The sequence below is a fragment of the Caballeronia humi genome (assembly GCF_001544475.1).
Lineage (GTDB): Bacteria > Pseudomonadota > Gammaproteobacteria > Burkholderiales > Burkholderiaceae > Caballeronia > Caballeronia humi.
Genome location: NZ_FCNW02000005.1, coordinates 85907 through 110022, shown reverse-complemented (window position 1 = coordinate 110022; position 24116 = coordinate 85907). Strand labels below are relative to the sequence as shown.

Here is a 24116-nt window from a genome sequence, read left to right as displayed (position 1 = left end):
ACAGGCAACACCGTGCTCACTGGCCCGCGAGCACTCTCAGTCGATCAAGGACCAGCGCGAGGCGTGCTCTGACCGCGTCATCCTTAACGTGCGGCACGCTCTCGGTAATACTTTGCAAGCTGCTCGTGAATTGCCAAGTGTCGGCCCCTTCCGTCTCCACGAGTTCAAGCAGTTCCTCGGCCATGTCGGCGTCGGGAATGTCGAACGCTACGCCGAGTAGCGTCGGGCGCACCCACTGCTTCTCGGTTCCGCGGGACAGTGCGCGCTGACACGCGGCGCTCGTCACGTGCAGCGCCGTTTCGGCCCGCGACTCGTCGCCCTTGCCGTTGCGCGCCCGGTACAGCCGCGCCAGATTCGACGATGGGAAGAAATCGTTCAGGTCGAGTTGCATGCCTCGCTCGTAATGCTGGATCGACAGATTGCGAAAATGGATGCCCTCCGTGGTTTTCCCTGCGTCGAAGGCGGCGCGCATGAGCTCCTTGTAGCGCCCGCCCAGCAGACCTTCCCGCTCGGAGGTGGCGCCGTCGTTCGCAACGAGTTGCTTGAGTTCCGCGATTGCCTCCATCGGTTGATTCAGCTTCCCCAGCGCCAGCGCGCGTTGCTCTCGAACGAACGGCTCTTTCGCAAGCTCGGGATCGAGTTCATCGATGTAAGTGAGGACCTCTTGCCAGTGCCCGTCCGTTTGGACGCAACTGATGATCAGACGGAGCAATCCGGTGGCTATCGTCGGAATGCCGACCTGCGACCCATATTTCTCGCGTATTTCCGCGACTTTCCCGCGTCGCAGCGAAACCGGCAGCGAACGCAGCATACGCATGTCCGCCTGGAAGGCCTCGAGTGCGTCGATCTGGTCGCGCACGCCGGTCGCGCAGGATTCGTGCACTTTGCCGGGGTAACCTTGCAATAGCTCGTGCACCGGCGATCGCGTCGCCCGCATCTTCGCAATCGACGGACGCAGCGCGTCGCGGATCGCTTGTCCCATTGCGTCGTCGACGTCGCCGCGCGGCAGCGGATAGCGAAGCGTGCGCATCTGCGCGACGTCGAACAGTTGCCTCGACCAGTCCGCCGCCAGCAGCACGCATTCCTTTTCCTTGACGGAATGGCGCACGCCCATTTCGTAGTAGACGTTGCCGTTCGGCACGGAGAGATCCACGAGCACCAGGTCGGAAAAGTAAAGACGCTGGAACATCTGGTTGATGATGAGTGCGCCCGTTTCCTGATCGGCGCGTATCGGCCGATAGCCGAGTTCGGCGAGCAGCGGGAAGAACGCCTTGTCCCATAGCGAATTGAAGTCGACTTCTTCGGGGCCCTTACCAGGCTCGGCCTGGGTCTGCTTTCTGCCGAAGGGCATCACCATGAAGCAGAAAGGTTGTGCGCTATTGCCAGCGTTCATGTCATGACCTCCGGATGTCGAACCATCGGAAGAAGTCGATGCAATCCTCTCACGGTCGAACTCCGCGACCGGCCCGGTGAAATCCGCCGGGCGACAGGCGACTTTTCCGCGCGGCCGCACTGTCGAAAAGAGTAGCTGGCTGCGCGGCGGTTTTCAATGCCGAGCTCGTGTGTTTCGTGGATCGGTGCGGACTGTGTTCGCCGTCTCACTACGGGCCGGTTGAATGAGACCGGATCAGCGGGCAACAGTGCAGTGTCTTATGGAACATCCACTGTTGCCGCAGCCTCGAGGTGCCCCGCCCACACGGAGGTCTCATGGGTGGTGTCGTACACGATCGTGGCCTGGTAGCGGCCAGTGGCAAGCGGCCTGGCGCCATTGGCCGCGCGCGAGGCCCACGCGTCCAGATCGATCGTCTCGCCGGTAATGGCGCCGGGCACGAGATCGATGACGACAGGGGCCGACTCGTCGCGATTGTCCGTGAAACTCAGCTTGCGCGCACGGCCGTCGCGGCCGGTCAGCGTGACGGTCAGCCAGTCGAAGTGTTTCTCGCCGGCGAAGACGTGCGTCGCGACCCGAAGCGGTGTGCTGCCCGTGTTCTTCCAGGTGATGGACAGGTGAGCACCCTTCGCGGAGGCTGTCATTTGCATGGCGGGCATAAGTCCTTCCTTTCCAGACTCGGCGTGTCCCTGCGAAAGCAGCGCGACGAACGCGACTGCCATGAGCTTCGATGGCTTCATTACGCAAAGGACGCGGTGACGTTATAGTTGGCGCCGTCCATCGTCGCTGTGTTGGTGACGGGCGCGAACGGCGCCGGCATGGTCATCGAAACCAGCAGGTCGTCGCTGTCCGGCCAGTCCTGGTCGAACACCTGAATGGTCAACGCACCGGTCCCGGGCAGGGCCGCACCCAGCGCAATGTCGAACACGAATGATTGCCCCTTCTTGAGGTCGTGCACCGGCGTCGTGACCGTACCGTGTGGCCCGATGACGCGGCAGTACGTCTCGTCGGAACCTATCCAGTCCTCTGTTGCGTTGACCTTCACCGAAATACGCATATGGCGGGTGCGCGCCTCGTTCTCGAGCCCCCGCTTCTCCAGTTCCTTCTGCATCCTGGCTGGGCCAGCAGCGGCGGCGATCTCGGCGTCGATCTGCGTCAGCTTCGTCAAAAGCTCGATCGTCGGCATTTCGCTTGGGCGGCGCTGATTGTCGATCGGGAGGTCGACGGTATCGTAGGTCGTTCCGGGATTGGCGCGGTCGGGCAAGACTGCGCTGTTCCACTTTTGCGCCGCTGCATTGAACGCGGCCGATGGGGTCCCCTGTTCAACGATGGCCAACGGTACAAGGTTCGATACGGCGTGCTCGTCAGAGCGATAGCCCCACCGCACCGAGCCAAGATACGAGTTGGCGAGCGGCCCGGACATGATCAGCGCGGTCGATTCGAAGGTCTGCTCGAAAGTCTGTTTATCGAACTCCAGCCGGCGCGAAGGAGAATCTTCGAGCACTGCGTCCACCGCCGCATCGAGCTTGCCGTCCGCCTTTCGGACGTGCGCACCGAACTTTGTCGCACCGACCGACGGTGTCTGCGCATTCAGCGAAGTCGCGACGCCACCCGCCGGATTGTAGACGCCGTACATCGGGTTGGTGTTAGGCACGGCACGAGCGCCACCAGGCCCAGCCGGATCGGGCGGGTAAATGTTGCGGTCCATGCCACGACCGGGGTCCGCACTTCCCGCGGGCAGCGTGACCATCGCCTTGCCGGGATCGCTTGGCGGCGCGAAGGTGTCGTTGGCGCCGTGGGCCGTCGACGCCTTCATGCTCTTCACGCTTTGCGTGATCCCAATGCCACCTGCTGGCGCCTCGACGAGTTCGTTTGGAGTGAAGTGCAGCTTGATCTGGCAACCCACCGGATCTCCCGTGACGCCCGTACCCGCCGCGGCTGCGGAATAGGTCGGCGTGCTCCAGGTGCCGCCGCGAGTCTCCAGCGCCCGATAGATGGCATGCGGGGCCGTGCCGACGTGTGGCGCGTCGAAACCGGCAACCACGGCTGCCGCAGCCGCGTCGGCACGTGCCTCGGCGTCACCGGAAGCCGCACCGAGATTCAACGCCTTGAGTTGAACAGGGCCGCCCGCGGCGCGCTGCTGAACGACATGCGCGGCTTCATGCGCGACCAGACCGAGCGACGGGCTGGCGTCGCGAAACGCGATCCGCTCTCCGCTCGCCGCCGCCTGAGCGCCTAGCAGGCGAAGGCCGCTCTTCGCTTCATCGGTACCGAGGTGCGCCTGCACTCCGCCAAAGCTCGTGCCGAACGACCGTTCGAGCGTAGAACGGTAGGGCAACTCGCCGGGCGGCCGACTTGTCGCCTGCTCGAACGCAGCCCGTGAGATCGCGTTTGAGTCGGCGGTCTCACGCAGGGATTCGACACCGGCAGGCCACTGTCGTTGCGCGAATCCTTGAGACTGCAGGAGCTGACCGACCTTATGGTTTCCAAGGGCGCGTTGCAGTTGCAGGATTTGATGCGCAGGTCCTCGCGAGGCGACAGTCGCATTCGCCGGAACGGCCTGACGTGATTTCGCTATCGGGGTGTGCCCCTCCAGGTGATAGTCCCGACGTGCTCGCATGATCGCCCCTCTCCAAACCTGATCGAAATCACTGCTGCCTCACACGCGAAAGGACAGCATTCGCCCGTGGCCAGCCCGCGCAACAACTGATAGCGCGCTTTTTTCGCTCATCCGAGAGTTGAGGTTCCTGCATGAGTTGAACTGCGGGCCGTCGATGCGCTTGCGGTTTCCACTTTCTCGCATGGTTCAAGGATAGTTGGCCCAGCCCCCCTTTTCCAGACTACTTATGCCGCCAACTACGCCAATCGCATCGCCCGATCGATATCGGCGCGATCGTTGCCGCGCAGCCTGAAGATCGCCACCGCTTCCCGCAGGGACTCTTCCTCTTCCGCGAGCGCAGCCGCTGCCGCTGCCGCTGCCTATGCCTGTTCGACGCGTGCCGCGTTTGGCTGAGTGACCTCGTCCATCTGTGTGACGGCGAGGTTCACTTGCTGGATGTTGCTGCTCTCCTTGTTGGACGCCGAAGATATCGCGCCCACGACACCGGTCACGCGCTCAGCGGAACCGACCGGCCGCTTCGCATCCTGCACCAGCGTGGATAACGTGACAACACCGCTTAGACGTGTGTCCCATGCCGAGTGCCGCGCGTTGCGTGAGCGATTTGGGAGGTTGCCGTGGTAGTCAGCCGCCTCAACACGACAACGCCTGATCCGGAAACAGCGCGCAAAAAAACCGCCTCGTGCACGGCGTCAGGTTGCGCGTATGCGGCTGCAGCAGATCCGCTTGCGCGACCAGCACCTTCGCGTAAACCGCCTCGTACACGCGCTTCACCACGCCCGGCGCCACCATCTCGCGATCGAATCCCGGCGCGATGCCGATGAGCCGCCAGCCGAGCGCCTCGAACGCAATCTGCACATGGGGAATCTTGAGCGTGGCCATGCCGTAGATCATCCCCATGCCCATATGCCGCGCGAGGCACTCAGCGAGCACGATGCAGGCGTGTCCCAGACGCGCGCCGCGATGATGCGGCGCGATCACGGCAAGGCGCGCATACAGCGCAAGCGTGTCGCGGTCGCGCTCGCACGAGAAGAGGCCCGCGAGCGCGTCTCCCCGTTTGATCAGCACGACAAGCACGTCCTTCTCCTCCTCGGCCGCGAGCGACACGCGCGTCGCCAGATAATCGTCACGCAGGTGACAGCTCGCGCCGCCGACGCTGATGTCCGGATACCACGCCGCGACCGAATCGATCACGTCGCCGATCTCCGCGCGACCGAGCAACTGAAGCCGATAACCGCCGGGCAGCGGCACGCCTGTGTTCATCTCATCGATCGTCATCCACTTCATCGTCGACATGGGTAATTCCGTCAGAAGTCGTCGAAGCCGGATGCGGCTGTCGTCACCGGCGCATACATCGCGGGATTCGCGCGCGCGGCAGGCCGGATCGCGTGCCAGATGCTGCCGATCTCGTCGCCGTTCGCGTCGCCGGGCTTCCGGTCGCCCGCGTAGTAGTGGACGGGATGCCCCTCGTACGCCGCCTGCGTCACGCCGTCCTCGTGGACGATGGCGCCGATCCCCTCGCCCTGCGGCATCGCGCTCGCCGGGACACGCGGCCAGACCGCCGTGCAGGTGCCGTGGCACGGGCCGGTAGGGCTCGCGGCGGCGTCTTTATCGTAGATGTAGACGGTCATGCCGTTGATTGCCGACAGGATGTCGGAGTCGGGGACCGCGCCGATCAGGCTCAAGCCTGCGACTGCCGCACCGACGCACATTGATTTGCTCATCACGCACTCTCTCGTTTCGGATTCACGATGGACGCAATGGGCACCTCGACTAACGGCGCGTATTGCGAGCGCTTATTAATGCGAGAGACGTGCCAAGTGCTTCACGAGAGCGGCGTTTAATGCTGTGAGGCTTGCTGGGAAAGGCTCCGCGACGTTGCGAAGCGATGCCTTCCGATGCCTCTTCCGCCCCTGCTTTCGCAGCGGATTTCGTGAGATTCCCGAAATCTCGGGACCGTCAATGAGTTTTACGCGTGATCGCGAGGCGCTTCATGCGCGATTCGAGCGTCGTCGGCTTGAGGCCGAGCCGCTCGGCGGCGCCCGCCTTGCCGCTCACGCGCCAGCCCGTCTCGTCGAGCACCTTGAGGATATGGAGCCGCTCCGCCTCTTCGAGCGTCGCGGCAGGCTCGTCAGCGCGTCCTGATGGCGCTGGACTGGACGGCGGGGTGTCGTCCCTGAACCAGTCGCCGAGCGCGAGTTGCGATCCCTGCGTCAGGATGACTGCGCGCTCGACCACATGCTGAAGCTCGCGCACATTGCCCGGCCACCGGTAGCCTTCGAGCACGGCCAGTTGCCGTTCCGATATCGCGTCGATGTGCTTGCCATACTTCGCCGCGAAACGCCGCACGAAGTGCGCGGCGAGCGGCGCAATATCCGCACGACGCTCGCGCAGCGGCGGCAGCGCGACGGGGAATACGTTGAGCCGGTAGTAGAGGTCGGCACGAAAGCGGCCCGCGGCGGCTTCGTCGGCGAGGCTCCGGTTGGTCGCCGCGACGATGCGCACATCGGCCTTCTGCGTGCGCGTGCCGCCGAGCCGTTCAAATTCGCCGTCCTGCAGCACGCGCAGCAGTTTCGCCTGAAGGTCGATAGCCAGTTCGCCGATCTCGTCGAGGAACAACGTGCCGCCATCGGCCAGTTCGAAACGCCCCGCCTTGCGAGCCAGCGCGCCGGTAAACGCTCCCTTCTCGTGCCCGAACAATTCACTCTCGATGAGGTTGGCCGGCAGGGCAGCGCAATTGAGCTTGACGAACTGCCGCCCCGCGCGCGGACTCATGCGGTGGATTGCCTGAGCGATCAGTTCCTTGCCCGTGCCCGTCTCGCCGCTCACGAGCACCGATGCATCGGTGCGGGCGACGAGGCGCACCTGCTCCAGCACGGACCGCAATCCTTCGGGACCGATCAGGTCTTCGCCCGCCTTTGCTTCGCGCAACTCTTCCTGCAAACACCGGTTCAGTCCGCGCAACTGGCCGACTTCGGCCTCCGCTTTCCTGCGTTCCTCGATATCGCGCAGGATGAGCGTATAGATGCCCTGTCCTCTCGCTTCGGCCCATGACAACGTCGCTTCGATCGCGAACGATTCGCCGTCGGCACGCACGGCGCTGAAGCCTTCGGGCACCCACAGAGGCGCTTGCGGGCATTCTTCCCGCATGAAGTCGCCGAGCATCCGGCAGAGCGGCTCCGAAAGAAAACGGTTGCACGTCTTGCCGATGGCTTCGCTCGCCGCGCATCGGAACACACGCTCCGCCGCGCGATTGAAGAGCGTGACGTGGCCCGCTTCGTCGAGCGCGATGATCGCGTCCATTGCTGAATCGATGATGCTCGTGAGCCGCTGCTCGCTCTCTCCAAGCCGCGCCGCGAGCCGCTTGATTTCGAGGTGCGTGCCGACACGCGCGAGCACTTCTTCGTGCTGAAACGGCTTGGTGATGTAGTCGACGGCGCCGAGTTCGAGGCCCTTCACCTTGTCGACGGTATCGGTGAGCGCGCTCATGAAGATCACGGGAATGTCGCGCGTCGCAGGATTCGACTTGAGACGCGCGCAGGTCGCGAAGCCGTCGAGGCCAGGCATCATCACGTCGAGCAGGATCAGGTCGGGCGTCGCGTATTCGATCTCCTCGAGCGCGCTCTCGCCGTCCTCCGCGACCGAGACCGAGAAACCGTTGGCGCTCAGCAGATCGAGCAGGATCGACAGGTTGGCCGGAATGTCCTCGACAACGAGGATCAGCGGGCGGTTCATGGGTCGCTGCCTTGCCCGTTCGTGAAGCTCCTGAGCCACCGCCGCAGTTCCTTCATGCGATACGCCTCGCCGAGCTCGCAAATGCGCCCGGCGAACGGCGCGTGCGCACGATCGCGACGGGCCAGCTCGTTCGCCTCGTGCAGCAACTGCCTGACGTCGCCGCGCGAGGCGAGATCAAGCAGACGTTGCAGATCTTCCGACGGCGGCGCGTCGATCACGACTTCGCCATCCGGCTCGTCGTCAGCGTTGCTGCCGCTTGCGGAATACAGCACGGTCAGACCGAGACGCGCACACAGCAGCTCGATCAGCCTTTCCTGTCGAAACGGCTTGGGGACGAACTCGTCCGCACCCGATTCGATGCAGCGCGCGCGATTGTGCTCGAACGCGCTCGCCGAAATCGCGACGATCACCATGCCCGACAGCTCCGGCAACGCGCGGATGCGCCGGGTCGCCGCGAGTCCGTCGAGCCGTGGCATGCGCATGTCCATCAGGATCGCATCGGGCAGGAGACGCAGGGCCTCGTCGATGGCGGCTTCGCCGTCGGCGGCCTCGTACACTTCGAAGCCGAGCGGCACGAGCAGATCGCGCAGCAGGCTCCGGCCATCGGCTTCGTCATCGACGACCAGCACGCGCCGCCGCTCGCCCGCGATGCCGGTCGCGATGCGGCTCACGGCGATCGGCGGCTGCGTCTCGACCGGCGGCACGTCCAGTTCGAACCAGAAGCGGCTGCCTTCGCGAGGCGTGCTCGATACCTGGAGCGCGCCACCCATCAGGTGCACGAGCCGCTTGCTGATCGCAAGGCCGAGCCCCGTGCCGTCGATGACCGTCGACGGGTCGCGTACCTGATGAAACACCTCGAATATCTCCGACAAATGCTCGGGCCGGATGCCGATGCCCGTGTCCTCGACGAGAAAGCACAGGCGCCCGTCGTTCAGCCCCGTCTTCAGGACGACCCCGCCTTGCTGCGTGTACTTGATCGCGTTGTCGAGGAGATTCATGAGCACCTGCCGCAGCCGGCGCTCGTCGCCGCGAATCACGCGCGGAATGTCCGACCACTGCGCCTGCGTGAACGAAAGTCCCTTGGCCTGCGCGCGGCTTTTCATCATCGAGGCGATGCTTGCGAGGAGGCGTTGCAGATCGAAATTGTCGGCGACGACATCGAGCGTGCCGGCCTCGATCTTCGCCATGTCGAGGATTTCATCGATGAGTCCCAGCAGATGCTCGCCCGATTGCTCGACGACGGTCAGCGCCTTGCACTGCCGTTCATTGAGTTCGGCTTCGCGACGCAGCAGTTGCGCGTAGCCGAGCACGCTGTTGAGCGGCGTGCGCAGCTCGTGGCTCATGTTGGCGAGGAACTCGGATTTGGCGCGGTTGGCAGCTTCCGCAGCGTCCTTCGCCGCGCGCAGTTCCGCCTGCGCGCGCTTGCGCTCGGTGATGTCGCGCACTGTGGCCGTCACGAAACTCGCGCCGCCGGAAACCGGTGTGACGGAGATCTCCACCGGAAATTCCGTGCCATCCGCGCGCAGCGCCGGCACCTCGATGCGCTTGCCGAGCAGCGGCCCTTCGCCGGTTGCGAGATAGCGCTTGAGGCCTTGGCGATGCGCGTCGCGCAATTCCGGCGGGATGACGAGCCCGGCGAGTTCCCGGCCGATGACGTCCTCCCGCCGATACCCGAAGGTCCGCTCGGAAGCCGGATTGAATTCGATGATGCAGCCGTCGCGATCGATGCTGATGATGCAGTCCATCGACGCATCGAGGATGCCGCGCAGCCGCGCCTCGCTCTCGCGGCGGGCCGCTTCGGCAAGCTTTCTCTCACTGATGTCGATGACGCTGCCGCGCACGAGCCGTCGCGTCGCATCGGGCAGCCGCACTAGCCTGACCTCGCAGGGAAAGAGTGTGCCCGATGGGTCCGCATGCCACCACTCGAACACCGGCACGCCGCCATCTAGCGCTTCCTCCACCTTCTCGCGCGCCGCCTCGTTCGACAGGCGACCGTCGGGCTGACGCGCGGGGCTCAGCTCGACCGGTCCGATACGCAGGAGCGCGTCGCGATCACGGCCGTAAAGGCGCGCGGCCTGTTCGTTCACTTCGACGAAGCGCAGCGTATCGACGTCGAGCAGCGTGATGGCGTCGGGCGAAAAGGCGAGCATCGTCGAGAGGCGCTGTTCGCTCGCGCGCAGTGCCTGCTCGGTGCGCATGCGCTCGCCGATATCGATGACGCTGCCGCGTATCAGCCGGCGGCTCGCGTGAGGCAGGCGCACGAGACGGATCTCGCACGGAACCAGCGCGCCCGATGCGTTCTGATGCAGCCATTCGAAGACGGGCGTCTCGCCTTCGAGCGCGCGATCGATCATCTCTTGCCGCACCTCGCTCGAAATGCGGCCGTCCGGTTGACGCTCGGGGCTCAGTTCCAGCGGATCGATCTGCAAGAGCGCGTCGCGAGCACGGCCAAAGAGACGCGCGGCCTGATCGTTCGCTTCGATGTAGCGGTCCGCGTCGGCATCGAAGACCAGGATCGCATCCGGCGCGTAGGCGACCAGCGTGGCGAGCCGCTGTTCGCTTTCGCGCAGCGCCTCCTCGGCGCGACGGCGTTCGTCGCGTTCGACTGCGAGCGCAATCAGGTTCGCGAGCGCAATGCCGAAGAGGCGGTCTTCCGGCGTCCACGGCGTGGGCGGGCCGACCTGCTCGTGACAGAGCACACCGTCGATCTGGCCGTGAAGGTAGACCGGGGTATCGAGCATGGCCGTGACGCCGAGCGGCGTGAGGTAGGTGCTCGAGAATTCGTGCGTGCGCGGATCGGCGTGGGCATCGTCGGCGACGATGGCGTCGCTGGTGGCAAGTGCGCGGAAGTAGTCGGGGTAGAGCTCGGCCTGTAGTTGCGCGCCGGAGCTGTGCCGATCGAGGCTCGATTCGTAAAGATCGAGGCAGTGGATCGCGCAACGCGTCTGCGTGTAACGCCAGAGACTCACGCGCTCGACACACATCAACTGCGCGGCCGTCTCCATAATGTAGTGGAGCGTTTGTTCGAGATTCTCGTTTTGATAGACGTCGATGCGGGTGAGCGCGGCGAGCGCAGCTTGCCGTTCGAGCAGGTGTTCGCGTCGGGACCGCAGCGCGGAGAGAGGCCCTGGGATCGTCACCGTCGTCATTCCTGAGGCTTTGGATGGGGCACTAGAGTCGGCGGGTGCTTGCGTCCTTCGCGTGCGGCCGGTGCCGGTTTACTTTACACCGCTGAAATACGGTTGACAGGCGCGTATCGGTTTGAAAGCTGCTTGAGGAAACGTAGCACGTGGGTACTACATCGGGTGGTTGGCAGATTCGTGCTTGGTCGGGCGAATCGTAGGCTTTTCGTCGAATGATTTCGCGCAGCGGAAGCGGTTCGCGGATTCGTTTTATCTTGTTTGTCCCAGCGAATGCCGAGCGTCTCAGATCGACCCTGAACTGCTTTTCGGGGCTTCGTGACCTCAGCGGCTGCTTTGAAGGCTCAGCGGACGGACGTCCACGCCGGCCTCCTGCTGCTCCTAGGTCTCCAATCGCTCGTCTCACCAGTTCAGCAAGGAAGATGGCTTCGGGTCCGTGTTGTAAAGGCGCGCGCGGCGGCCCGCCTTGAAAGCCGGCTGCGCCGGCGATAATCTTTCGCTGATCTACACTATTGGCGCCAGACAGTGGTAAGACTTTTGTTGCGCAGCACGGGAGAGCACGCAGACATACCTGTGGAGCACGCCACTGCTCAACACGATGGACATCGTCGCACATTCACCGATGATTGCGTTGCTCCGCTTTCCCGACAAGCCGCCAGCCATTTTCGTAGCGGATGACGCAGACGAGTCGAGTGCGTCACTCCGGTCGCTCAGCTAGCGGAAAGAAAACGAGTACCTGTACTTCAATTCACTGTTCTGTCGCTGGTGGTGCTTAGTGCAACTTCTTTGCAACTTCTCCGGCCTGCCGCTTGCCGGCAGTCACACTGGTGCCGCCGACGATCCGCATAGCGCCCACGAAGTTGAAGCGCAAAGCTGGGAAACAAATAACGATGTCAAATTAGAGAACGTTTACAAATTTCACCGGATATTCCTATTCTTTAATTTGCGCGGTGAGACAGCGCTTTCGGACGCTCTGGCTAAATTTCTCCGTCAAGAAAGGTAAAATTCATGATACTTTTATCTAGGCAGATAATACACACACGATCCATCATTTTGTTTTTAGTACCTATTTTAATTGCATTGTCCGCATGCGTGAAGACCCCGGAGAAAACCGCGCTTTCGTTAGCTTCCGAGAAAGGTGAAATATCTAATATTCAACAATTGGTTCAGCACGGTGCCGATATCAGCGCAAAGGATGGAAGGGGCTTGGATGCTTTGTCTTATGCAATAATTAACGAACACCCTGAAGTGGTGTCGTATTTGCTGAAACATGGGGCAGATGCAAATTCAGCGAATGGCAGCGGTATAACAGCGTTAATTATTTCTGCAACGGTGGGTAATAATGAGATTGTTAAAAATTTGCACGAGCACGGCGCCCAGGTAAATCGAGCCACTCATGATGGCATTACGCCACTGATGGCCGCTGCGGGGTCGAATAACCAGGATACCATTATCCTATTGCTGTCATACGGAGCAGACCCGTGCAGTAGAGACAAAAATAATCTGACTGCGCGCCAAACGGCAGAACAATGGCGTGGAGCCCTGGAAACATCACGGATTATAAGCAGCAATAAAAAACTGGAGCAACTCAATTGCGATAAGGGAGGCGCAAATGGATAATTCGAGAAAGCCCGTGATTTTTATTACATTGACGCCACTTTTTTTTATTCTATCACTTTGGGTCTCAGTTTTCCCGCACGAGTATGCTCACGCGATAACCGCATGGTTTTTCGGATACAAATTGAATCCGTTCGATATTGATTACGGTAGATTAAGTTGGCAAAACGTACTGTTTGTTGATGGAATCGATGAGCATGTCAATTATTTTCTGATATATATATTAGGCGACAAATTTGCAATGGGAATGATAGCGTTCGCGGGGCCCCTTATAGCGACTCTGTTCCTTTATTTTTTGTCTTTATACTTGATGCGTTTAAATTCAATAAAAAACAAACCTTATTTGTTCTATTTTGTTTTCTGGGTCAACGTTTCGAATTTGTCGGAGTTGATAAGCTACGCCGCGCTTCGGTCGATTAGCCGGCATGGCGATATCGGGCACATAGAGTTTGCATGGGGCATATCGCAGTGGCTTATTTTTGTCGTAGGCTGCGTCTTGTTGTCGATCGCCGCATGGCACTTCTTTTCGCGTACGATCGTTGAGTTGTATTTCCGTATCCGCGTAGATAGCATGCCATTGAAATGCTTTTTTTTAATTCTTTTCTCATTCCTTTTATTCGCCTATTCCGGTGCGCGCGTCCTGCTCGAAAATAATGGCCTATTCTCGATGAGTTTATCTATCCTGTTTTGCATACTTACTCCAATTATTGTAGTTATTTGCTGGCCGAAGCGCGAATGGGTAAAAGAGCGAGAGGGCTTCTATATGACTTATTCGGGCGCAAATGCTTTGAAATTCTGAGCGACAGTTTCGAGCGGCTCGCCGGTGCATCGGCTGCGATCTCCCGCACGTCGGCGAGAGGTCATCGGTGTGGTCACCGGGGATGTTCGCGACCCTGTCACACCGCGACACTTGTCGGTGAACCCGGACCGACTCAATCGGCTCTTCATTTCATTGCATGCGACTGCGTTGATCCGCGGCGACCGGCCCGCTCCTGCCCGACGGCGTATTCTCGAGCAAGCTCCTCAACCGCTCGACGGCTTCGTCGGACTCGGCCTGGATCTTCCGCCGCAGCACGATCGCGTTGACCAACGCGAACCACAGCGACGGCGCGCCATACGTGAACTCGCGCACGAAGCGCGTGCCGCGCGCCTCGGGCGCGAGCGTATAAGTGACCGTGCCGGCCGCGCGACCGTCGATCGTCCCCGCGATCGACCACCTCACGGGATACTCGCGCGCGGTGACGGTCCACACGACGCGTCCGCGTCTGCCTGCCACGCGAAAATCCTCGGTCACCTGCTCGCCGACATCGAGCGAATGATCCGTCTGCCCGCTTACCGCAAGCGACGACGGGTGCCACGCGGGCCAGTGAACCGGCGTCGTCACGAAGTCGAAGATGGTCGAGGGCGCACGCTGGATCGAGGCTGAGGTGACGATATGCGTATCGAGCACCGGACTGCGCGGCAGCGGAATGAAAAGCGCAGCGACGATGACGATCAGCGACGCCATCACGCCAAGGACAGATCGTGCGCGGACACTCATGTGACACGCCCTTCGGCTTCGCCATGCACGACCTGCACGGCGGGCACGAACCACGCCAGGCACAAGCCGACGAACGCCGCCATCGCGGCGACCACGAGGCCGATATGAATCGACACGACGAGCGCGTCGCGAGCGGAGTGCATCATCGCGTCGCCTGCATGACCGGCGCTGACCAGCCGCTCGATCAACGCGGACTGCTCGGCGCGGTTGATCAACAAGTCCGGGCTTGCAAACGATTTGAGCCACTGCGTCGCCTGATACGAATCGAGCGAGCGGTGCACGCTCCCCGCGTAGAGATGCCCCAGGAGCGCTCCCGTGATCGCAGTGCCGAGTATGCCGCCGAAGATGCGCAACGATTGCAGCAACGCCGTCACCGCGCCGATATGATCGCGCGCGACGATCTGTTGCGAACAGATCGTCAGGTTCGTCGCGACAAGACCGAGGCCGAGTCCGCTCGCGCCCATGCAGGCCATCCAGACCGGATGCGGTTCGTGGCCGGTGAGCGAAACGAGTGAAAGACAGCCGATGACACACAGCGCAAAGCCGATATACAGCAGCCTGTTCGCGCGACGAATACGCGTGACGATGCGGTTGTTGAGCACGCTGCCAACCGATGTCCCAAGCAGCAACGGCGTGATCAGCATGCCCGATTCGTGCGGTGACATGCCGAAGCCGCCCTGGAACAGCAAGGGCACATAGAACACCATCGAGAAGAGCGCGAAGCCACCGAGCACCGATATCGCAAACAGCGCGGCAAGCTTGCGGTCGAGCAGCACGTCGACGGGTACGACCGGGTAGCCCATGCGCTTTTCCCAGAAGTACAGCGTCATGCCGCAGACCAGTGTGACCGTGAACAACAGGATTGTCGTTCGGCTGATGCCCTCTCTCGGCAACAACTCGATCAGCAGTTGCAAGGACCCGAACACCACCGCGACGACGCATGCGCCAAGCCAGTCGAGCTGTATCGCGCCGCTTCGTGCAATCCGTGGTCGCAAGTTCGGCACGAACATCTGAACGAACAGCAGCGAGACGATGCCGACGGGCACGTTGACGAAGAACACGAGCCTCCATCCTTGCATCTGCGTGAGCATGCCTCCCAGCGTCGGACCGATCACGTTCGCGATGCCAAACGACGACGTGACGAATACCAGCCAGCGCAGCCGCAGCTTCGGGTCGGGAAAGAGGTCGGCCACGGTCGCGAACACGGTGCCGATCAGTATCCCGCCCCCTATCCCCTGCAATCCGCGCGCAATCACGAGTGACAGCATGTTCACGGCAAGTCCGCAAAGGACGGAGGCCACCGTGAACAGCGCAATTGCCGCGATGAGAAAGGGCTTGCGGCCGAACAGATCGCCGAGGCGCCCAAAGATCGGAATCGTGATGACGGACGCGAGCATGTACGACGTCGCCACCCACGTATACAAATCGAAACCCTTCAGATCAGCGACGATGCGAGGCAGCGCCGTGCCGACGATCGTCTGGTCCAGTGCGACCAGCATCGTGACGAACGCAATGCCAAGCATGGCGAGCAATGATTCGCGAAACGGCAGCAGTTGCCGCTCTGGATCGTGCGTAGCGACGACGGATCTCATTGCATGCCCCACCGCGCGCGCGAAGATACATGACCCTCAGAGAGTGATACCTGCGCCTGAAAATGGCAAGCGTCGAGCGAGGGCGCGCGCCAGTTATGGAAGCGGCTAATTCAGGAGCGCACCGCCGCAAACCCGGCTTGCGGCCGGCAGATCATGAAGTATTGCGAGGACAGCCACCACGGCGTATGCGGCATCGGACTCAAATGCACGGCATCGATCACGAAGCGCTGGCTGACGATTTTCCGCAGTTCTCGAAAATCGAAACCCTTATGCGTCGTGCGCGGGTTCTGCGGGCGGCTAACTGGAATGCCGACCATCGCTTTGAGCAACTCCGCCGGCGAATACTCGGACTTGAACGAGTGGCTGCGGATCATCCAGTTCGATACCTTCGGCGCGATCGCGAGGCCATACATGATCGGCACCGAGAGAATGAATGCGCCGCCCGGTTTCAGGATGCGCGCGGCATCGTCGAGCAATGCATCGAGTTCGCTCGAATAGAGATGCTCGCAGACCTCGAATGCGGTCAGCACATCGACGCTCTGCGCTTCGACCGTGTCCAGGGATTCTGCATACTTCACTTCAGGAAACGCCGGCGCCATGTACGGATCGTGACCGACGAGCGTCACGTCCGGGCGCGCTTCGCCAAGCTCGTGCAGAAAGAGGCCCGGCCCGGCGCCGAAGTCGACGACCGTGCCGCTCTTGACGCAGGATCGGGTGACGAGGCCGATCGCCATCGTCATGCGAGTTCGATGCGCGTAGCGCGCGAGCGGATTTCCCGATCTGACTGTTTGTTCTTCGTATGAAATCTCGCGCATCGGGAAGCCTCCACGGGGTGATCAGTCTGATGAACTGGCCCGACTCATGCTCTCTCCGATGAATATCGTTATTCATCGATTCCGCGATATTGCTGCTGTCGAGGACCCCACGCAACCGCCACCGATAGGCATTTTGCGCCGAACTACCGCCGGCTTCCGCCAGCTTGGCAGTTTTACCGGCTGATGCGACCGCCTCGGGAGTACGCGATCCGCTGCGGTTGTGGTCACTCGCGGTGACCGGTGCCGGTGCAATTGGAGTTCACCATGTAGTCGCCGCTTTGCAGCGGGTTGAAATCACTTCCCTCGAGGACGCTGTTGCGACAGGTCGGACAGTGACGCAAACGTAAGCCCACCTGGTTGCAGCCGACATCAAACCGGAGTACGGTTCGAAGCCGAAAGCAACCGTGCTTCAAAGATTTGGGAGATATCGATGGCCATTCAATACGGGGTTCTGAAAGGTACCATCCGCGGACACCTGCGCAACGCCGACGACGACCACTACCAAATTCTCGTTCAAGGCGATGACACCGCTTTCCGTGTCGCGGTCAACGTCAAGTCATCGGCCCCGAAGTCCCCTTCGATCGTCCTCTTCGAAACCACTACCTCTCTTCCCCCGACCTTCACGAGGGGCTTAAGCGCGCTTGATGCCGGCTTTTCGACGCTCGTGTCCGCGCCCGGCGGAATCGCAATCGACTTCGTGCGTAGCGGACTCGTGGATACGGCCGCAATGAAGCCGCTTCCACCTGACAAACCCGGCGCGAACAATGACCTCAAGGACACGCTGGAAACTGCCGTGCTTGATGCAATGCGGCTCGAAGGGTCGTCGATCTACGCGTTCGGTTCACGGTGGGGCCCCGAAGACGGCAAGCCCGACCAATACTTCTCGTTCGTGCCCGGCAACGGCGTTCACGACATCCATATGAATCAGGGCAACAGCGGGAAGTACAAGGCGGATAACGGCGTCTTTCAGGACGGCGCTTTGATCATCGAGTATCCCGGGGACGCGTGGCGTGCGTTTTTCATCGCATTCCAGTCGCAGACATTTGATACTGACGATCGGGGCAACCCGAAATAGAATCGTTGACTTGACGCGAAGGGCTCATCGCCCGAGCTGGATCGGGTGCCCGTGCGGCGTATTGCGCGCCGCTCTGTCCCACGCGTCGCGGCGATTCAGAAGCGAGTCGTCGGTGACGAGTCCCTTGATCATGCTCATGCGTTCTAACGCAGTGAGCCAATGACGATAGTAAGTATCGCCGCGATCCGAATCGCCAGCAGCCTGCGCGTCGCGGATTGCGTGATTCAGGCACGTTGCCCACTCCGTCCACGTGAACAAGCCGCGCTCGTACAGGGCCAGCGTCATGGCGAAGGCCTGCGCTTCCCAAGGTGCGTTGAAAACCGGCCCTGCATCGTCACAAGGCAGTGCCGGCAACGCGGCACGCAATTCGGGCAGCTTCATTGCGCCTCAATCAGGTAGGGTTCCCAGCAATCGACGCAAACTGAAGCCGCCGTCGTATCGGCGCCCCAGAGTTCAGCGCCGTCGAAGCGCACCGTGTAGAGCCATTGCGGTTGTTCGCCAAGGCCGAGTGCGTTCGTATCCGGGAAGACATGCGCGCCGTGCACCGCGACGATACGTCCTCGTTTGCCTCGGCAATAGCGCGGCAAACGCGTGTGCGTGGATGGATTGATTTGCCGCGTCTGCACCGAATCGCCAATGCCGAACCGCGCTCCCGCACTCACCGCACGGCTGACGGGACCACCTCTCAGCAACGCCGCCGATACGTCTTTGGCTAGCAGCACGCGCGGAACCTGCGCAGCGTCACGCTTCGATTCGCCTGCCTCGATTTCATCGGCACTCGCGAGTCCCGTGCTCAGCACGAGCTTCTTCAAGCCGTCGAACCAGATCTCGTAGTAGGTGCTGGCGAGGTATTGCGCAGGCGGCACACTCTCCCGCGCCGCGCGTGCCATGTCGATGTTCCACTTTCCTGTCGCCCCCATCGCCAGTGTGATCGCGAGCACTCTGCGCTCCCAGTCCGCGTGAAAGAGCGAGACGTCGTCATGGGTAACCGGACCGAACGCCTGCATTCCGCCGAGATCCTGCGCGCCGTTCATGGTGCCTCCTGCATCGGCTTCGGCGTGTTCGGTAACCCCGTGCCGATCATCGAATCACGTGTCACCAGTTCGGCCAGCGCCTCTTCAGAAAATGCATCGGTTCCGGGCGGCTGCACAGGCAACACGAGGTAGCGAACTTCAGCCGTGGAGTCCCACACACGAAACTCGACCCCCGCAGGCAATTCGAAACCAAACTCCTTCAATACTCCGCGAGGATCGATGACGGCACGCGACCGGTAAGGTGCCGATTTGTACCAGACCGGTGGAAGTCCGAGCACAGGCCACGGATAACACGAGCACAACGTGCAGACCACCATGTTGTGTACCGTGGGCGTGTTTTCCAACGCGACCATGTGCTCGCCTTGCCGCCCCGTGTAGCCGAGCGATGCGATCGCCGCGGTGGCGTCGTCCAGCAGCCATTGCCTGAACGCCGGATCACGCCACGCTTTCGCGACGACGCGCGCGCCATTGTGCGGCCCAACCTTGTGCTCGTAGGTCTCGATGAAAATGTCGAGCGCGTGCGGATCGACGTACCCCTTCTCCACTAGCAGGGACTCAAGGGCACGCACGCGCAAATCCATCTCCGATAACTCGCTGCCGTGGTGGTGGTGATCGTGAGCGTCACTAGCAGAGTCGTTTCCGTTCATCGCAGTTGGCCGAAAACTATCAACAGACAGAACAAGTATGGTTCGCGCAAGGTGTAAATGCAAACTCGGACAAGGATGCGCCCCTTTCATCAGGAGAGAACCGGGCCTGCGGAATGTCTTGTACTATCGCCGCTTAGTGCCTATCGTCCAGTGCAGGAATGTCACCACGCTGCCATGCTGCAGCTTCGACATGAATGACGGGAGAGCCGAGCATGACGAGCCCTGCAAAGCATTGCGTGGTTGTCGCGGCGGTGTGCCTCGCGCTCGTGTGCCTGATGACCGCATGCTCAGGCGGCGGCTCGAACGGCCCACCCGCTCTTGCGGCCTCCTTTCAGACCGTCACCTGTCCCCAGCCGAACATCGCCGGCTTCCCCGATCTCGACTTTCCGCCAACTGTCCAGTGCGGCTACCTCACCGTTCCCGAAAATCGCACCAAGCCTGACGGGCGCCGTATCCGCATCTTCGTGATGCGCGCCCCCGCAGCCTCGGCGACGCCCAGGCGTGAACCTGTCGTCTATCTCTCCGGCGGCCCCGGCGGCGCTGGCTCGTTCGAGGTCGCATTCATGGTCCAGCATGGACTCAACGCCGAGCGCGACGTCATCTTCGTCGACCAGCGCGGCACGCATCGCGCCGATCCGCTGCTGCCATGCCCGGGCTGGGAGCAGTTCCAGTTCGACGCAGTGAGCATTCCCTTCGCGTCCGATTCCAGCACCGCCGCCGACGTTGCGGCGATCAAGGCGTGCCACGATCAACTGGCCGCGACCGGCGTCGATCTCTCTGCGTACAACAGCACGGAGAACGCCGCCGACATCGCCGATCTCCGCGTGACGCTCGGCATCGATAGCTGGAACGTTTACGGTGTCTCCTACGGATCGCGACTCGCGCTGACTATCCTGCGCGATCATCCGCAGGGCATCCGAAGCGTGGTTCTCGATTCGGTGTCGCCACCCACGGTCAACATAGTCGAGTTGTGGTGGACGGCTCCGGCCAGTTCGTTCAAGGCGATTTTCGCCGCGTGCGCCGCTCAGCCGACCTGCGCCAAGGCTTACCCGAACCTGGCATCGGACTTCACCGCGACGGTCAACCGCCTCGACCAGACGCCGGCGATCACGCAAGTCAAGGACGATTCCGGGGCATTAGTGACGGTCAACGTCGACGGGTTCTCGTTCGCCTATACGATGATCATGGAGAGCGAACGAAGCGATGCCTCGGGCGTCCCCAAAATGATCAACGACATGGCGCGCGGTGATCCCGGTTCGGTGGCAGCCGCCTATCTTGCCTTCCGTGGCCCGCATGAGTTCGTCGGGCTCGGGGGTACCGGTCTAGCCCTCGACGTGTTCTGCGCGGAGAGCGCCAATCTCACCACCGAGGCAGCCACGTTGGCGAAAGCGCAAGCGGCGCTGCCCGGCTTCCCGGATCGCGTGTTGAAGATCCAGCCCAAGCAGGGACGGCTTTTCTACGAGTGCCCGGTGTGGAACGTCGGCCGCGCGGACCCGTCGGTGAGCGCCCGCATCGTGAGCGACGTGCCGGTGCTGGTCCTCGAAGGTTCCTTTGATGCTGCGACCGCGCCCGAGTGGGTCGACGTGATCACGCCGGACCTCAAGAACGCTCAAGTCGTGCCGTTTCCGTTCACGGGCCATTCGGTGCTCGGAAAATCGACGTGCGCGCCCGCGATCATGGCCGCCTTCCTCGATAACCCGACCCAGCCGGTCGACTCGTCCTGCGCCGCGCAAACGACGTTGACCTTTACGACGCGTTCACCTTGAGCAGGACCGGATCGTCGCGATACAACTCGGGGAACATGCGCTTCAGCCCGCTTACTTTAGGCAGATCGTTGATCGCGATGTACGGCTGATCGGGATGAAGCGCCAGGTAATTCTGGTGATAGCTTTCCGCCGGATAGAACCCCTTGTAGTCTTCAACGCGCGTGACGATCGGCCCTGAAAACACATGCGCCTTGTCGAGCTGCGCGATATACGATTGCGCGACGCTGCGTTGCTGGGCATCCACAGGGAAGATCGCCGATCGATACTGCGTGCCGTGATCCGGTCCCTGGTAATTCAACTCGGTCGGGTTGTGCGCCACCGAGAAGAAAATCTGCAACAACCGTCCGTAGGTGACCTGCGTCGGGTCGTACGTGATTTGCACCGATTCCGCGTGCCCCGTATCGCCGCCGCTCACGGTTTCGTATCGCGCGGTGGCCGCCGTGCCACCCGCGTAGCCGGAGGCGACCTGCTTCACGCCGCGTACGTGTTCGAACACGCCCTGTACGCCCCAGAAACAGCCGCCTGCGAACACGGCGGTCTCGCTATGCGTCGCGCCGACTTTTTCGTCCTGGGCAGGCGGTGGAATCATCGTCGCAGCCTCGCTCGAATTCGCGACGCGCTGCAAGGCAAACACACTCGCCGCGATAGCGACGCAACCCGCAATCTTCATGAAGTTCTTTTGCACGATATCCGTCCTCTAAAGAAGTAGTTGAATCAGCCGAACGTGAACGCATACGCCTGCACGCCCGCATCGAGAAACTCGATCGAAAACGTGTGATCGGCGACGTCGCCCGTCTGGCGCACGAGCTGGTAGAGACGCTGTTCGGTCACGGTGCCGCTGCCGTCTGCCGCGACATCGGTGCCGTGCGCCGCGCCAGGTGCCGCACCATCGACGCTCACGCGAAACCGCACCGGCTTGCCGTCCTGACCTGGACCCAGCACGAGGTGCAGGTCGCGCGCATGAAACCGGTAGACGATGCGCCCCGACGGCTCCGTCAGCGTCGCGTGTTCGGCGCCAACCGTCCACGTGCCGGCCAGTCCCCAATCGTTGACAGCGGGCTGTGAAGGCGCCGCGTAGGTGTGCGCCTTGTCCTGCGCTTCGCCGCCGGGCGACGCGAAATTCTCCGCACGCTGGTAGCCGATGTACGTTTCCGGCGATCGCATGTCGGCGCTGTCGGGCGCAGCCTGCACGCCCTGTACGCTACCGCTCGTGATCCCGAGCGCGACCTTCGATACGTCCGCATGTCCCGCTTCGGCCAGCAGTTGCTGGATCACCTTCTCCGATTCCGCATAGTCGCCCTCACCGAAATGGTGATAGCGGATCTGTCCTTTCGCATCGACGAAATAATGCGCCGGCCAGTACTGGTTGTTCAGCGCGCGCCAGATCGCGAAGTCGTTGTCGATCGCGACCGGATAGTCGACGCCGAGATCATGCGTGGCCTTCTTCACGTTGCCGATATCGCGTTCGAAGGCGAATTCCGGCGCGTGCACGCCGATCACGACCAGTCCCTGATCCTTGTACTTCTGCGCCCACGCCTTGACGTACGGCAGTGAACGCAGGCAGTTGATGCACGAGTACGTCCAGAAATCGACGAGCACGACCTTGCCGCGCAGGTCCTGAACCGTCAGCGGTGGCGAATTGAGCCACTGGACGGCGCCGTTGAGCGCCGGCAGCACGCCTTCGACCGGCAGCGGCGCAGCGTTATTGGGTGTAGCTTGCGCGGCGCGCATCATCGCACCGGCAGCGGCTGGGTCGGCGGTCATCACGGCATCGGACGGGGCCTTGCGGGGCGACAGCTTGTCCACCAGTTTCTGTTCTATGCCACTCGTCGCGATGGTCGAAACGCGTGTCAGCACACCCGTGTCGAGGCCGAGCGCAATCGCCACCACGCCGCCCAGCATTGCCACGCCGATCCCGCGACGAACCCACTCGCCCGCGCCGAGCGAGCGCTTCATCGCCGCGAACACGCGTCCGCCGATCAGGAGCGCGATCGCGAGTGAAGTCGCGGCGCCGGCTGCATAAGCCAGCAGCAACAGCGTGGTGCCGACGCTTGCGCCACGAAGCGCCGCGCCCGTCAGCACGAGACCGAGAATCGGACCGGCGCACGGCGCCCACAGCAGGCCGGTGCCGATGCCGAGCAGAAACGACGCACCGGGGCGAACCTGCTGGCCGTCTTCCTGCGCGAAGTTCGACAGCCGATTGCCCGCGCTCACGAACGGACGCATCAGATGATCGGCGAAGCGCGGCAGCAGCAGCGTCAGACCGAAGACGGCGAGCAACGCGATCGCGAGCCAGCGTCCGTACTGATTGGCCTGCGTGACCCAGCCGCCGCCGACCGCGGCGAGCGTCGCGACGATGGCGAAAGTGAACGCCATCCCAGCGAGCAGCGGCAAGCCGCTCTTCACGAACGGCTGATCGGCGCGCGCGAAAACGAACGGCAGCACCGGCAGGATGCACGGACTGAGAATCGTGAGGACGCCGCCGAGATAGGCGAGAACGATGAGTAGCATGGCGGTAGACGGTGGATTAGGTTAAGCGGCAGCAGGCGTAAAGTTCATCGCCACGCCGTTCATGCAATAGCGCAGGCCCGTGGGTTTCGGGCCGTCGTCGAATACATGGCCGAGATGGCCGCCGCAGCGACGGCAGTGGACTTCGGTACGCGTCACGCCGAACGAGCGATCTTCGCGCGTCGCCACGGCATGGTCGAGCGGCGCCCAGAAGCTCGGCCAGCCGGTGTGGCTGTCGAACTTTGTACGCGAGCCGAACAGATCGAGCCGGCAACCCGCGCAACCGAACACCCCCGCGCGATGCTCGTCATTCAGCGGGCTGGTATACGGCCGCTCGGTGCCTTCATGACGTAACACCTCATACGCCTGTGGCGTCAGCATCTGGCGCCATTGCGCGTCCGTATGCGTGACTTCGAAACTTGCGGCCGGCTTGCCGGCATCCATGGTCGCGGCAGCCAGCGGGCGCAGACGGCCCAGCGCCGCAAACGCCGCTACTGCCGTGCCGCCCGCGATCAAAAAGCGCCTTCTGCCTTGCATGATGAACCCCTCGATGCGAATCTTCGGAAAGTGGCCACATTCTGGAATGCGGCCGATGTCGAAGTCCTCACGAAAAGTTAAATTAATCGTGATAACTCGGCGC

General features: G+C 62.1%; 20 protein-coding genes. 4 read left to right on the top strand and 16 right to left on the bottom strand.

Features of this window, described 5'->3' with window-relative positions; translation table 11 throughout:
• Positions 1–16 precede the first annotated feature (16 nt).
• From AWB65_RS08100 to AWB65_RS08065, 7 genes are all read right to left on the bottom strand, one after another.
• Positions 17–1393, bottom strand: coding sequence for a tetratricopeptide repeat-containing protein (locus AWB65_RS08100; protein ID WP_087666664.1), 1377 nt, complete (start codon positions 1391–1393; stop codon positions 17–19).
• Between the two features lie 257 nt (positions 1394–1650).
• Positions 1651–2049, bottom strand: coding sequence for a hypothetical protein (locus tag AWB65_RS08095; RefSeq protein WP_125474083.1), 399 nt, complete (start codon positions 2047–2049; stop codon positions 1651–1653).
• Positions 2050–2129: 80 nt separating this feature from the next.
• Positions 2130–4010, bottom strand: a complete 1881-nt coding sequence (locus AWB65_RS08090; protein WP_087666662.1) for an eCIS core domain-containing protein — start codon at positions 4008–4010, stop codon at positions 2130–2132.
• 630 nt (positions 4011–4640) lie between these two features.
• A complete protein-coding gene (locus AWB65_RS08080) occupies positions 4641–5303 on the bottom strand; it encodes a hypothetical protein (RefSeq protein WP_087666661.1) in 663 nt (220 codons plus the stop codon).
• An 11-nt stretch (positions 5304–5314) separates the two neighbouring features.
• Entirely contained in the window at positions 5315–5731 is a 417-nt protein-coding gene (locus AWB65_RS08075; RefSeq protein ID WP_087666660.1) for a COG4315 family predicted lipoprotein, read from the bottom strand.
• A 235-nt stretch (positions 5732–5966) separates the two neighbouring features.
• Entirely contained in the window at positions 5967–7742 is a 1776-nt protein-coding gene (locus AWB65_RS08070; protein WP_087666659.1) for a sigma-54-dependent Fis family transcriptional regulator, read from the bottom strand.
• Positions 7739–10882, bottom strand: a complete 3144-nt coding sequence (locus AWB65_RS08065; protein WP_159907556.1) for a PAS domain S-box protein — start codon at positions 10880–10882, stop codon at positions 7739–7741. Before AWB65_RS08065 ends, AWB65_RS08070 begins: the two co-directional genes overlap by 4 nt.
• Before the next feature lie 1008 nt (positions 10883–11890).
• Between AWB65_RS08065 and AWB65_RS08060 the strand changes: the two genes are divergently transcribed.
• Positions 11891–12502 (top strand): ankyrin repeat domain-containing protein, encoded by a 612-nt coding sequence (locus AWB65_RS08060; protein WP_087666657.1) that lies wholly within the window; start codon positions 11891–11893, stop codon positions 12500–12502.
• Positions 12495–13298, top strand: coding sequence for a zinc metalloprotease (locus AWB65_RS08055; protein WP_087666656.1), 804 nt, complete (start codon positions 12495–12497; stop codon positions 13296–13298). The genes AWB65_RS08060 and AWB65_RS08055 overlap by 8 nt, the downstream gene beginning before the upstream one ends.
• Before the next feature lie 150 nt (positions 13299–13448).
• On the opposite strand, the gene AWB65_RS08050 is transcribed toward AWB65_RS08055, so the two are convergent.
• The 3 genes from AWB65_RS08050 to AWB65_RS08040 all read right to left on the bottom strand — a co-directional run bounded on the left by AWB65_RS08050 (position 13449) and on the right by AWB65_RS08040 (position 16446).
• Entirely contained in the window at positions 13449–14039 is a 591-nt protein-coding gene (locus tag AWB65_RS08050) for an SRPBCC family protein (protein ID WP_087666655.1), read from the bottom strand.
• Positions 14036–15631, bottom strand: a complete 1596-nt coding sequence (locus AWB65_RS08045) for an MFS transporter (RefSeq protein WP_087666654.1) — start codon at positions 15629–15631, stop codon at positions 14036–14038. The genes AWB65_RS08050 and AWB65_RS08045 overlap by 4 nt, the downstream gene beginning before the upstream one ends.
• 110 nt (positions 15632–15741) lie before the next feature.
• Positions 15742–16446, bottom strand: coding sequence for a class I SAM-dependent methyltransferase (locus AWB65_RS08040; protein ID WP_087666653.1), 705 nt, complete (start codon positions 16444–16446; stop codon positions 15742–15744).
• 430 nt (positions 16447–16876) lie between these two features.
• On the opposite strand from AWB65_RS08040, the gene AWB65_RS08035 reads away from it, so the two are divergent.
• On the top strand, positions 16877–17521 hold the full coding sequence (locus AWB65_RS08035; protein WP_087666652.1) for a YukJ family protein: 645 nt from the start codon (positions 16877–16879) through the stop codon (positions 17519–17521).
• Positions 17522–17545: 24 nt separating this feature from the next.
• Here AWB65_RS08035 and AWB65_RS08030 read toward each other — a convergent pair whose 3' ends face one another.
• Genes AWB65_RS08030 through nthA form a run of 3 tightly spaced genes read right to left on the bottom strand, consistent with a single transcriptional unit; the run spans position 17546 to position 19202 of the window.
• Positions 17546–17902, bottom strand: coding sequence for a nitrile hydratase accessory protein (locus AWB65_RS08030; protein ID WP_087666651.1), 357 nt, complete (start codon positions 17900–17902; stop codon positions 17546–17548).
• A complete protein-coding gene (nthB, locus tag AWB65_RS08025) occupies positions 17899–18555 on the bottom strand; it encodes a nitrile hydratase subunit beta (RefSeq protein WP_087666650.1) in 657 nt (218 codons plus the stop codon). The genes AWB65_RS08030 and nthB overlap by 4 nt, the downstream gene beginning before the upstream one ends.
• A complete protein-coding gene (nthA, locus tag AWB65_RS08020; RefSeq protein WP_087666649.1) occupies positions 18552–19202 on the bottom strand; it encodes a nitrile hydratase subunit alpha in 651 nt (216 codons plus the stop codon). The genes nthB and nthA overlap by 4 nt, the downstream gene beginning before the upstream one ends.
• Positions 19203–19414: 212 nt before the next feature.
• Here nthA and AWB65_RS08015 point away from each other — a divergent pair, with 212 nt between their 5' ends.
• Complete coding sequence (locus tag AWB65_RS08015; RefSeq protein ID WP_159907554.1) at positions 19415–20968, top strand: alpha/beta fold hydrolase; 1554 nt, start codon at positions 19415–19417, stop codon at positions 20966–20968.
• Here the strand turns inward: AWB65_RS08015 and msrA are convergent.
• The 3 genes from msrA to msrB are packed head-to-tail and all read right to left on the bottom strand — an operon-like array spanning position 20949 to position 24013.
• Positions 20949–21638 (bottom strand): peptide-methionine (S)-S-oxide reductase MsrA, encoded by a 690-nt coding sequence (gene msrA / locus AWB65_RS08010; RefSeq protein WP_087666802.1) that lies wholly within the window; start codon positions 21636–21638, stop codon positions 20949–20951. The genes AWB65_RS08015 and msrA overlap by 20 nt on opposite strands.
• Before the next feature lie 44 nt (positions 21639–21682).
• Positions 21683–23479: a cytochrome c biogenesis protein DipZ gene (locus AWB65_RS08005; protein ID WP_087666647.1), complete on the bottom strand. Its 1797-nt coding sequence runs from the start codon at positions 23477–23479 to the stop codon at positions 21683–21685.
• A gap of 21 nt (positions 23480–23500) precedes the next feature.
• Positions 23501–24013, bottom strand: a complete 513-nt coding sequence (gene msrB, locus AWB65_RS08000; protein WP_087666646.1) for a peptide-methionine (R)-S-oxide reductase MsrB — start codon at positions 24011–24013, stop codon at positions 23501–23503.
• Positions 24014–24116: the final 103 nt, after the last annotated feature.